General features: G+C 48.9%; 11 protein-coding genes. 6 read left to right on the top strand and 5 right to left on the bottom strand.

The genetic code is table 11. From position 1 onward, the window contains the following. Window positions 1-190 precede the first annotated feature (190 nt). Window positions 191-1,030 (top strand): hypothetical protein, encoded by an 840-nt coding sequence (locus ACR2PX_RS21745; protein ID WP_434001455.1) that lies wholly within the window; start codon window positions 191-193, stop codon window positions 1,028-1,030. A gap of 158 nt (window positions 1,031-1,188) precedes the next feature. On the opposite strand, the gene ACR2PX_RS21740 is transcribed toward ACR2PX_RS21745, so the two are convergent. From ACR2PX_RS21740 to ispZ, 3 genes are all read right to left on the bottom strand, one after another. After that, a complete protein-coding gene (locus tag ACR2PX_RS21740; RefSeq protein WP_434001454.1) occupies window positions 1,189-1,887 on the bottom strand; it encodes a TIGR04211 family SH3 domain-containing protein in 699 nt (232 codons plus the stop codon). 101 nt (window positions 1,888-1,988) lie between these two features. After that, window positions 1,989-2,288, bottom strand: coding sequence for a YciI family protein (locus tag ACR2PX_RS21735; protein ID WP_434001453.1), 300 nt, complete (start codon window positions 2,286-2,288; stop codon window positions 1,989-1,991). Continuing rightward, window positions 2,289-2,864, bottom strand: coding sequence for a septation protein IspZ (gene ispZ / locus ACR2PX_RS21730; protein WP_434001452.1), 576 nt, complete (start codon window positions 2,862-2,864; stop codon window positions 2,289-2,291). It lies immediately after the preceding gene. Window positions 2,865-3,130: 266 nt separating this feature from the next. On the opposite strand from ispZ, the gene ACR2PX_RS21725 reads away from it, so the two are divergent. Further along, window positions 3,131-4,018 (top strand): PHP domain-containing protein, encoded by an 888-nt coding sequence (locus ACR2PX_RS21725; RefSeq protein WP_434001451.1) that lies wholly within the window; start codon window positions 3,131-3,133, stop codon window positions 4,016-4,018. Here the strand turns inward: ACR2PX_RS21725 and ACR2PX_RS21720 are convergent. After that, complete coding sequence (locus ACR2PX_RS21720) at window positions 3,949-5,649, bottom strand: hypothetical protein (RefSeq protein WP_434001450.1); 1,701 nt, start codon at window positions 5,647-5,649, stop codon at window positions 3,949-3,951. The genes ACR2PX_RS21725 and ACR2PX_RS21720 overlap by 70 nt on opposite strands. Before the next feature lie 214 nt (window positions 5,650-5,863). On the opposite strand from ACR2PX_RS21720, the gene ACR2PX_RS21715 reads away from it, so the two are divergent. Then, entirely contained in the window at window positions 5,864-6,715 is an 852-nt protein-coding gene (locus tag ACR2PX_RS21715) for a hypothetical protein (RefSeq protein ID WP_434001449.1), read from the top strand. A 27-nt stretch (window positions 6,716-6,742) separates the two neighbouring features. Here the strand turns inward: ACR2PX_RS21715 and ACR2PX_RS21710 are convergent, their stop codons facing one another. Next, entirely contained in the window at window positions 6,743-8,611 is a 1,869-nt protein-coding gene (locus tag ACR2PX_RS21710; RefSeq protein WP_434001448.1) for a hypothetical protein, read from the bottom strand. Between the two features lie 233 nt (window positions 8,612-8,844). Here ACR2PX_RS21710 and ACR2PX_RS21705 point away from each other — a divergent pair, with 233 nt between their 5' ends. The 3 genes from ACR2PX_RS21705 to ACR2PX_RS21695 all read left to right on the top strand — a co-directional run bounded on the left by ACR2PX_RS21705 (window position 8,845) and on the right by ACR2PX_RS21695 (window position 11,776). Continuing rightward, window positions 8,845-9,597, top strand: coding sequence for an RNA pseudouridine synthase (locus ACR2PX_RS21705; protein ID WP_434001447.1), 753 nt, complete (start codon window positions 8,845-8,847; stop codon window positions 9,595-9,597). Between the two features lie 107 nt (window positions 9,598-9,704). Continuing rightward, window positions 9,705-10,328 (top strand): L-threonylcarbamoyladenylate synthase, encoded by a 624-nt coding sequence (locus tag ACR2PX_RS21700; protein WP_434001456.1) that lies wholly within the window; start codon window positions 9,705-9,707, stop codon window positions 10,326-10,328. Between the two features lie 233 nt (window positions 10,329-10,561). After that, complete coding sequence (locus ACR2PX_RS21695) at window positions 10,562-11,776, top strand: tryptophan--tRNA ligase (RefSeq protein ID WP_434001446.1); 1,215 nt, start codon at window positions 10,562-10,564, stop codon at window positions 11,774-11,776. The last annotated feature ends 172 nt before the right edge of the window (window positions 11,777-11,948 follow it).

Below are 11,948 nucleotides of genomic sequence, written 5' to 3'. Positions count from 1 at the left end.
AGACACGTTACAGCTCGACCTTAAACCCTACACAAGAGTGGCGTAAGACATACTCCGGTATGCAGCCGTGTTGACGGTGTAGATAAACCCAGAGAATCACTGATTGTCGCAGGTTTTTAGTAGCGGTGGAGCGACTATTTCCTGCATCGTTTTTTTTCCTTCAGTTCCCTCACCCGGTCCGAAGCCAGTCATGGATCAGTCAAAGCTCGATAACCTGGAGGTAGCCATCACCACGAACAGAGGACAGCAAACAGAACTGACTGAACAACTGACTTCCGTTGAAGCCCAGATCAGGCCTTACAATGAACAAATAGACGCAATCAATGCCAGGATGAGAGCTTTGCCAAGGCCCGCTGAACTGCGACACCTCTCTCAGTCTGATCGACAGAAATCCATGAACGAACGCTTTGCCCTCGCTGATCAGAAGCGGGAGCCTATTGAAAAACGAGATCAGCCGGCCCTGGAAAAAACCTCTTTAGAAGAGAAACTGGCAGGACTGAATGAGGAAAGCCGTTCTCTTTCGATGGAACAAAGAACCACTCAACGTCAGTTCGAAGCTGATCGCCGAGAGCAACAGGACACCTGGGAAAGAGCCAATAATCACTATCAGGACTATCTGCGCAAAAAATCTTTACAGGTGAACTGGCTGACCATTCTAGAGCAGCTCCGGGATACCAGCAGAACGGAAGCGACTACTCTGGCACCGGCGTATAACGCCCGGGGAGAAATAGAGAGTATCGACAGTCGGTATGATGGAGTTGTTCCCCCTGAATACCAGTTAAAAGAAACCCTGCTCGACCCCAGGAGCGAACAATCCAGAAGAACCTTCGATAACAACGAGTGTGGCCTTTACAAATGGGGCGGTCACGATCACTGGGCATTTCTGATCGTCAATAAGCGGGGAGAAGTCGACCGGATTAACGACTCCCAATGCACCAGAAAGAAATTCGCCAGCAAGCAGTCCATGCTGGACCATTTCAGTCAACCCGGACGCTACGTAGAAGAGCAGCTCACCGCAGTCCACCCCTGAGATTGACTGTAGCTATAAAAAATAACCAAAGAAGAGCCAAAAAAAACCCTGATTATAAAATCAGGGTTTCTATTAAACTCTGTAAAAACCTGGGCCGGAAAATTCAGGCTTCTCGCGACCTTCATTCAGATCAACAACGGACCAATGAATTTTCCGAATTAGATCCAGTCTGATGTAGGCTTCTTGCGAAAACGAACCATTGGCAGGAACAATCCAAGCAAAATACCTATGATAATCGTGCCACCTCCATAGAGGTACCAGCGCATACTTGAGCTGCGAACCAACTGGTTGTTCTCGGCTTCTACGATTTCAACCCGGTTCTTCAACTGCAGATTCTCTTCCATCAACTGCTTATTGCGACGATCCAGTGCCTGAGGATCCGCAGTCGTCTCTCTCAGAGAGATAAATTCAGAAGTCTTCTCATCCAACAGTCCCGAGGCCTCTTCGAGAGAACCTTTTACACTGTTCAGCTCGCCCTCGGTTGATGACAACTCAGACTTCAGGGCTGAGTTTGCCTTAGTCAACTGAGACACTTTTTCCAGCTCTTTAGGAAGACGTTCTCTGGCAGGCTCCTCGGCAACCAGGTACTGCCTGGGAATAAAGCCTTCGAGTCCATCAGCGGTTCTGATCTTGCTAAAGCCTTCACCGGCATCCGCTTCAAGAACCGTCATCCTCAATCCGGTTCTCAAACCCCGATGCAGAATCCTAAATTGATTACCCGGCCCCGCCCGCAGCGGAACATAAACAACATCGGTAACATAACGGGTCTCAGCCTGAACAGGTTCAGCCTGAACCATTGAACCCAGCAGTACGATACCACTGAGTGATAAAAACAGTTTGCGTAAGGTCAGTTTCACGTTTTCTCTCTTAACCAAGCTACCCTGCATTCACAATGCCTTAGTCAGGGCGGGAAGCCAGTCAGTTCCAGTATAAGCTTGACTGGCTTGGGGAAGAAAAATCAGGGGAGTACTTTCTTGAAAGGCTTCACACTAACAGAATCATAAACGCCTGCTGCCACATAGGGATCAGCATCGGCCCATGATTGTGCTGCCGAAAGGCTATCAAACTCTGCGATGACAATGCTGCCACTAAAGCCAGCCTCACCCGGGTCACTACTGTCAATGGCAGGGCATGGGCCTGCCAGGACCAGACGTCCCTGCGCCTTCAGTGCTTCGAGCCTTTCCAGATGAGCAGGTCGGGCAGTTTTGCGCAGAGGCAGACTGTTTTCAACATCTTCACTAATGACTGCGTACAGCATTTATTTTTCCTCAGCCTGTATATGCCTTGAAATCACCAGGAACTGCAAGACGACAAACAAAAAAGTGAGAATCAGGCTGCCAAATACCTTAAAGTCCACCCAGAATTCATGAAAGGTAAAAGCGACAAACAGGTTGGCGGCACCCAGCAGGGTAAAAAATACGACCCAGCTCAGATTCATTCGCACCCAGATCTCTCCTGGCAGACTGATGGCATGCTCCATCATTCTCTGAACTAACGTTTTCTGACCAATAAACTGACTGCCCAGGAAGGCGACAGCAAAGATCCAGTTCACAATGGGTGCTTTCCATTTCAGGAAGTTCTCATCCTGAAAAGCCAGAGTCATGCCACCAAACAGAATGACAGCCACCAGCGTAATGGCCTGGCTTTTCTCCAGCGTTTTGTTTTTGATGTAGCTGCCGCCGTAGACGATGACAGAAGCGACAATCAGAAAAAAAGTGCCGCTGATCGGGCCCCCTACTTCAAAGGAATGCCCGCCTACATCCACCATTCTGGGGTCCAATTTGTAGACCGTAAAAAAGACAATCAGTGGAATAAAGTCAATCAGTTGCTTCATATTAAACCAGTCGGGTTACCTTATGGTGTACTGCTAATTTTCTCTTATGGCGACTCACTGTCACCATTCAGAACCAGAGTTCAAGCTGGCCATTCAGCCTTATTAGAGTCTGAATTGCCTATTGAGCCCGTTGAATTATCATGCAGTTTACTATGGAACGGCATCATTGCCATGCTTTGCCGAGTCCATCCTGCCAACTTTTTAAAAGCCTTTACAGTTCCATTAGTGATAAAGTGTACTGACAGTTACTACTTATTTGTATCGCAATGACCCTGAATGTTGACCTCCATTGTCACACAACCGCATCCGATGGCTCCATGGGACCGCTGGAAGTCTATGAACGAGCACGTGATAAGGGCGTCGATGTACTGGCTATTACGGATCATGATTCGGTGGCAGCTCACCAATTTCTCAAGGAAAAAACGCTTGAAGGCCCTCGACTGGTCACCGGAATGGAGCTGTCTACCACCTGGTCCGCTATGGAAATCCATATAGTAGGCCTTAATTTCTCTCTGTCTCATCCGGATCTTGAAAGAATCATCAGTCACCAGAGTTCTGCCAGAAAGCAGCGCTCCCTGCTGATTGCCAGCCGCCTGGTGAAGCAACTGAAACTGGACATCAGTGCCGATGCATTGATGGATGAAGTCATTGATCTGGCTCTAAACCGACAGAAACAATCCGCAGATGGCTTTCTTTTATCTCGGGAAGATATTCAGACTGGGCGTCCTCATTTCGCCTACTGGTTAATGGAAAAGGGTTATGTCAAAGAAATGCAGGCGGCTTTTGACAAACACCTTTCCCATCAGAAAATTGGTAACCTGAAGGCGTTCTGGCCCCCCATGAGCCAGGCCGTTGCCTGGATCAGGGCTCTGGATGGTACAGCGGTTCTTGCTCATCCGGGTAAATATAAAATGACCCGAACCAAACTCAGAGCTCTGACCAACGACTTCAAACTGGCGGGTGGTCACGCCCTGGAAGTCAGTGGCTGCCAGCAACCTCCCGGACAGCGGGAAGAGCTGGCCAGCCTGTGCGAAGACTATGGGCTCATGGCCTCAAGGGCCAGTGACTTTCATACCCCCGCCAATCAGTGGGTAGAGCTGGGCAGAGCGCCAGAACTTCCCAATGGTTCCATGCCGGTCTGGGACAGCTGGTAAACCCTGGCTTCCAGCCACTGGTCAATCAACTTGCTTCGAGTACCTTCCCAGTAGGTGTGATTGTCGTCTTTCCCACTTTCCCCTGATAAGGGGCTATGTTGCCTGGTCTGTGAGTCATGGGCTGTAAACCCAGCCCCATTCGATTCAGCCGGTTCGGGTAAACAGAAACGAACATACCCTGCAGATGGCGATGTGCTTTTTTGGCTGAAAGAGCCTCTACGTTGATTCTCATCTTCATCATCATCCTGATCACGCCGGTAATCCTCTTCCACGTCTCCGTCCTTACAGGTTTTAGGAACAACGGAGATACCGAACAACCTGAATCCTGATAACTGACCTCTCAAAGCTTTCTTCAGTAACCTGTCTGCCTTTGCTGAAACTTCTGGATCCTTGTTCGCCCTTCCGTTCTGAAGGTACTGGCTTATCTGCTCCAGAGTTTCATCCCGTTCATACAAATCAGCATCTCCAAGGGCATCTCTGATCATACTGGCGACTGTCGCAAATCGATCTGTCTGGAAGTGCGTCAAGATATCAGTAAACTGAATATCCATCGTGTTAAAAATGGTCTCAGTCATTGCCTCTTCAGGTTCCGGGGGAACAGTGTCATCGGATGTCGGCTGTTCTGTAATAGCTTGGTTCACTGGAACATTTTCATAGTTGATGGGCTGACTGGGCAGAACAGCCCCTTGAGCCTGGAATTCCGGACTCATCTCGTACTGGGAAAAAGAGTTAACAGTTGAAGCAGGCTGAATGGCAGAAATCCCGGGGGGATTTTCCAGACTCCCTCCCAGATTCTCAAGCCCCTGAACGATAGGATGATTCTCCAGAGGAATGAACTGTGCAGCAGGCTCCAGAAAAACGGGAAGCAATATTACGGCGGGAGCCTGTGCTGAAAGCATATGCCAGCCGACACTGTGTGTTTGATTATTCAAATAAGCCTGTATCTGCCACTGGCAGTTGGTACCAAATATCGGATCGAAAAAGATGCCAGGTCTTTCAGTCTGTGAGCGAACTCTTTGGGAAATGGATTGAAAGGTATTTAGCTCGGCTTCCTGTTGCTGACTCTGCGTTTGACCAGAATCGTTGGACGCCCCTCCTTCATGACGTTCTGAAGACACCTCTTCTCGACTGGCATATATTTTCTGTAAATAAAAACGAAGCATGGCGTCTATAGGATAACCAGCACCAGAAACCGAGGATTTCACGCCATTTGAGTCTTCAATCTCGACTCTAAACTGCCCACCCTCTGAAAAAATTCGAACATGGTTACTCGAAACTCTACGAGGGTCTAGCGATGGGACATTCAAACACTGTCCCGTCTCGCCCCCTTCTCTGACTTTTTTTACGGTCTCTGATGGCTGGTTCTGGAAAAATTCACCAACTGGCACTGCCAACGCCCCCCCAGCAGGGAAGTGATAGGCCTGGTAGTCACTCACAGGAGTGTGGGGAGTAGCCGCATTAGCCTCTGGAGATTCATTAAAATGTATGGAGTAATAACCCGTTTGATACCAATAGCCGTTTTGAAAAATATAACGTGCAAAATGCACCCAATCTATTGCTTTTGCTGAAAGAGGCAACCCCATCGAGAACAGAATAAAGATCACCCGGCCCCACTTCGACGAACTCAACATAATGACCTCTTGATGACTCAGAGAGTAAAAAATGAAAATAAACTCTGGTTCTATACGAGTAAGCTATGCCCTTAAGTTGGAGAGACAGCCGCAACAATAAGAAGCGCATTTACGTATAAAAAAGAGAACGGGGAGACCTAACCATTTTAACAAGAAGCCACCTTAGCGAAGCTATTCTAAACTTCGACCTTTAACCCCTTCCTGAGGTCAATCCGTGATTTTCAAGCTTCTAAATGTCACTGATTTATGGCCAGCTGTTCTCGCCAAGAGCCATCAAGCAAGTCAACTCAAGTCTATCGTATGGGATGAACAACCATTCAGAATAGTCAGTGATAATAATTTGCAGTTCTATTTCAAATGGGTGAAAAACCTGGCACACAAACCTAGAAGTGAAAACCTGGATGAGGCCCTATATAAAACTCAAGATCCCTTTCTACACATTGACTCTCACCTTTTTATTGGTCACCTGTCACCGGACCACCAGCTATTTCTGTCAAAATACAGTGTTCTGAAACAACACCTGGTTCTCGCAAGCATACGATACAGACAACAGGGTGAACCCCTGACGCTGGCAGATCACCAAGCCATTAACCTGTTATTGAAAAGCCACAAAGGTCTGGTGATATACAACGGCGGTGCTCATGCAGGATGCAGTCAAATGCACAAACACATGCAGTTTGTCCCGATCCACCCCCCTTATAAAACCCTCATTGATGAGGCACGCTCAAACGCAGAGCCTCTTTCTTCAGGCAGGCTGGATATTTTCAGATTCAAACACAGAGTCACTTTTTTAAAGGGTCATGAATCCCCCTCAGAGATCCTTGAAATTTATCACCAGATGCTTGGACAACTGGCATTGTTTGAAGGCGATCAATTCACTCTGGCACACAATACGTTATTAACTCTGAAATGGCTGTTGATTGTTCCCCGCTCAGCGGCTTCGTTCAAAAACATTCCTATTAATGCCTTCGCTTTCTCCGGTCTGTTTTTCCCTAAAAGTACAGAGGCAATGAATCAACTGATTCAATGGGGCCCTATGAACGTTCTTCAAACCGTAAGCTGCTAAGTTGATTCAGTTTTGAACGATTCACCATTATTGAGAGGCACTGTTTTGCCATAAAGATGCGGCCCCCTTTTCGAACCAGACGGAAAAATCATCTTCTCTGGCTGCTCTTGCTTTTCCTCCCTTCGCAAGTCTATTCATCCCATCGGCGTCGGAATTATTCACCTTCTCCCGGGATAGATTAAGCAGGGGTAATGCGTCCTGAGCCTCTTTTCCCTGGCCTTTACTGCCTGAAGCAGAAGAGGGTTGCCAGGAGACATATTGACCTTCTCGACTCCAATGTCCATTCGCTTTTTTTCCTGACCTGCTCCCTGACCTGCTCCCTGATCCACCCGCGCCACTGTTGCCCGGATCTTCGTCATCCCGACGAACCACTTCCTCAGGTTTTCCATCCTTGCAGGTTTTAGGAACCACATTAATCCCCCAGAGCCTGAATCCGACAATCTCGCCATTTATTGCTTTATTAAACTGCTCAAGCAGTGCTTTCCTTTGTTCCCTGTCAGGGATGAGTTTGTCATTGTTCTTAATTTCTAGCCGAACCCTCCTCAGCTGATACTCTCGATCCTGAATGGGAGGATTATTCCTGAGTGCCGACTGCATCAACTCATACCCCCTTCTTCTTACTGCAGTAATGGGTTCATTACCCACCAAAAGATCCCAGGGATTGCCCGTACCCTGGCCTTCATCTGTTTCGTCAAGAGCTACATCATCGTACTCAGCAACACGACTCTCTGCGCTGGCACCCGATGACGTCTGCGTGGTTTCATCAGAAGACACGGTCGGACTATCTTCAAGGTCAGGTGCCCCGCCATTTTCCAGAGGTACCTCATCATAGTTTTGAACAGGCTGGACTGGAGGAACAACAGGAGCAGGAAGCATGGGTAGAACGAATGGAGGAGCTACGGTCATGCCTGCAAGCAGCTCAGCGGATACATTCAGGTTTTGAAGACCCGCCATCAAGACTTCGGGCACTTGATTCAACGGTATTGGCACCAGCAATATTGGATTCTGATCAGAGTGCGTCATTTCCAGAGAGAGATTACCAGACTCAATATCATAGAGTGCATCGATGACCCAGCCACAGCTGATGCCCCATAAACCATCAATGTATTCACCGTGTTGCTGTACCACCGCTCTCCTTGCTCTGCGACGAAACTCCTGCAAAGCACTGATCTGGCCCTCAGAAAATTGACCAAGATCGGCGTCAGGATCGCCCTCATCCCCTTCAACCAAGAACTGCAGCATCTTATCGGTGTTGTTACTCTCTTTGGCATCCTCAACATAAAGCACCTGGAGTAGATCCATACTGGAAAAACCAAGATCATTGTAGAGAGCATGTGCTGGCGAAGGATATATTCTTGTGTACTGGGTTCGGGTGATAGATGCATCAGGCTTATCCCCCGGCACCACTGTTACGTCAAAGTGCATTTGTTGAAGAGCACCATTGGGCGGCGCGGCACTGGCAAGTGCCCGACACTGACTTACTCTGCCACGCCCTCTTCTTCCCGTTCCCCCAGAATTACTGTTACGGTTGGAAAACACAGCCCGGCTCTGCCTCTGCAGCCAGCTCTCAGGAGAGCCAACGGTCACCTCAACAGGACTCGACTGCTCCGAATCAGTGGAGCCAGTCGACGCTTGTGAATGCATGGACCCTGTTGAACTTGAGCCTGGGCTGCTCTGCTTTATAGGTTCGGAAACCGGTTTATCACCAAGAATTTGATCCCGGGTTTGAACCGGTTGAGCGGTCGGCTGAAACACAAAATAACTGTTTCCTCTCATTAAAGTGCGAAAAGGAGTAGCGCCCGCATCCTGAAGAGACTCAAAGTGCACAGCCTGATAGCCCACACTCCGATAGCCAACGGCAGAGGCTTCGCCCATGTACCGTTCGAAAAGGAGCATTTGTCCTGAAGATTGTTTCGAGAAACTTATCGAAAGCAAACAAAAAGTCATCCAGAACCAGCGTGAACACTTCATAAGCCCTGTCCGCAAATTGACCTGAAGCTCATAAATGTAGGTGTAATTTTCTCATCTTGAGAACTGCTTCTACGAAAAATTGAATGATTATGCAGCTTCCAAGTCAACAAACCTCAGGGTAGACTTCGTCGGCTAAATCAATCGATGACTTAAAAGCTGTGCCTTCAGAAACCCTGACCCGCCTGTCAAAATGGATCGCCGATTCTGGTTACTGCTCTCGAAGAGCGGCCTGCCGACTGATAGAGGCCGGCCTTGTATACGTCAATGGTCTACCTGGAAAGCATACCGACCGGGTTTCCTCACAGGATGTGGTTCATGTAGAGAAGCAGCGGATCCAATCTAATCCTGAGTCTGTGTACCAGATTTACAACAAACCGGTGGGTATTGACTGTGTCTGTCATGAAGAGGATCCCGATAGCATCATTCACCAGTTAAACCATCAGCACAGAGTCTTTCCTGCTGGCAGGTTGGATAAAGACTCCCATGGACTTCTGTTGTTAACCAATGACGGAGACCTCTGTCAGAAAATTCTGCACCCTGACTATTTCCATGAAAAAGAGTATTGCGTCACCGTCGATAAGGCGATTAATGCTGATTTCTGCCAAACAATGGCTCAAGGTCTTGAATACAACGGCATCAAAACTTGCCCCTGCAAAATGATCCAGACAGGCCCCAGTACTTTTCTGATTACCCTGACACAGGGTATGAACCGCCAGATTCGCAAGATGTGTCGGAGCCTGGGCTACAGAGTGATCGATCTGCAACGTATCCGGCTGGTCAATCTGCGGCTTGATGAAATGAGTCCCGGAGCATTCCGCCACCTGACTCCAAATGAGATCAAAGTACTCAAAAGCTCCCTCCGTCCCTTATCGCTTACTGAATCGTTGCACTGCCCGACTTCAGTGGTATGATGCGCGCTCCTTCATTACTGCAAGAGAATGGCAACCTGCCGACACCCCTGTGAACACCGTGTCTAAATGACGGTTCACAAGGTGCAGGTACCATGTACACAACAGCCATGAGTCAGTTTTTTCAGATTCACCCTGAGACGCCGCAGCTTCGTCTGGTCCGTCAGGCCGCAGAAATTCTGAGGTCCGGAGGGGTGATCGCTTACCCGACTGACTCAGCCTATGCGCTGGGCTGCCTGATTGGCGAAAAGAAAGCCGTTGAACGCATTCGCCAGATTCGTCGTCTGGACGACAAACACAACTTCACTCTGGTTTGCCGAGACCTTTCGGAACTGGCCACTTACGCTCAGGTCGATAACGTTCAATACCGTTTACTGAAGAACCACACGCCAGGCCCTTTCACCTTTATTCTGAAAGGCACCCGGGAAGTTCCTCGCCGGCTGATGCACCCCAAACGAAAAACCATCGGTTTGCGAGTACCTGAGTGCAGTATTGTCAGTGCTCTGCTGAATGAACTGGATGCGCCATTGATGAGCAGCACCCTGCAATTACCGGGTGACAATGAACCCATGCTCGATCCATACGACATTAGGCAAACACTGGAAAGTCAGCTGGATCTGGTCATTGATGGTGGTTACCGTGGTATGGAGCCAACGACTGTGATCAGTTTATTGGAAGACAACCCTGAAGTGTTGCGGGAAGGTAAAGGAAACCCAGCAGCCTTTCTCAGCTAGAAATCTGTCGGACACAGGCTTTCAAATATAATGAAATCCGACTGACTCTTGGTAGATTGCCTCTAACTGGCTGGGAACAGCCTTCTTTTTCACCGTTAAAAAACACGCACCTGCCCTGATCGAAGATTTCATCAGGCAGATGGCAGTTTTTATTCGCAGCGGATGAAATCACTCTTTTACCTGCGTCCAAACTATCGTAACCTGTCGACTCAGGATTCTAACGGGAGAGCCTCTTGAGCGCTGTAGACTCGCAGTCGCGTGTTCTGTCTGGCATGCGACCCACTGGCCGATTACACCTTGGCCATTATCATGGGGTATTGAAAAACTGGCTTCGGCTGCAACATGAGTATGAATGTTTTTTCTTCGTAGCTGACTGGCATGCACTGACCACTCACTATGAAGAACCGGAAAAACTCGAAGACTCTGTCTGGGACATGGTCATTGACTGGCTGGCTACCGGTATTAATCCCGGCTCTGCCACTCTGTTTATTCAGTCACGGGTTCCGGAACACGCAGAATTAAATCTGCTGCTCTCCATGATTACACCGCTCTCCTGGCTGGAAAGAGTGCCCAGTTACAAGGACCAGCAAGAAAAACTGAAGGAAAGGGATCTCTCCACTTTCGGCTTCCTCGGCTACCCATTACTGCAAAGTGCCGATATCCTTGCCTACCGTGCTGGCCAGGTGCCTGTGGGTGCAGACCAGGAAGCTCACGTGGAAATCACCCGTGAGATTGCCCGGCGCTTCAATCACCTCTATGGCCGGGAGCCGGGCTTTGAGGAAAATGCTGAGGCAGCCATAGGTAAGATGGGTCGAAAAGCGGCCAACCTCTACCGAAAACTGCGCCGTTCTTATCTCGAACAGGGTGATGACGAGGCTCTGGCTACGGCCAAGGCCCTGTTAAAAGAACAGAGCAATATTACTCTTGGAGATCAGGAGCGACTGTTTGGCTACCTGGAAGGCACAGGTAAAGTCATTCTGCCGGAACCCCAGGCACTGCTGACCGAACAGGCCCGCATGCCTGGCCTTGATGGTCAGAAAATGTCCAAATCCTACGGTAATACCATCAGCCTGAGAGAAGATCAGGACAGTGTTGCCTCCAAACTGAAAAAGATGCCGACAGACCCAGCGCGGATTCGCAGGAATGATCCGGGCGAACCGGAAAAGTGTCCGGTCTGGCAACTTCATCAGGTTTACTCGGACGAACAACGCAAGGACTGGGTACAGACCGGCTGCCGCTCTGCCGGTATTGGTTGTCTTGATTGCAAGAAGCCACTGATTGAAGCCGTTCAGGCAGAACTGGAGCCGATCCGGATCGAAGCCAGGGAACTGGAGAACAATCCCGATGTCGTAAAGAGTATCATTGCAGAAGGAACTGAGAAGGCCCGGGATGAAGCCCAGGACACCCTCAGGGAAGTCCGCGAAGCCATAGGGCTGGACTATCGTTGAACACTGTGTTTCAGTGAAGTATCAGCCAAAAAAATTCAGATCATACTCCTAGGAGTCTGTCGGACTTAGCCGACCGTAGCGAGAAAAAGTCCGGTTTGAGACAGTTTTTATGATTATTTGAGGCGAATAGCGAGCTATTCAACGAAAAGAATCATAAAAAATGGCCAAATCC

This window comes from Endozoicomonas sp., from assembly GCF_051008435.1.
Lineage (GTDB): Bacteria > Pseudomonadota > Gammaproteobacteria > Pseudomonadales > Endozoicomonadaceae > Endozoicomonas_A.
The sequence above is the reverse complement of the archived record's forward strand: the minus strand, read 5'-3'. Positions and strand labels throughout refer to the sequence as shown.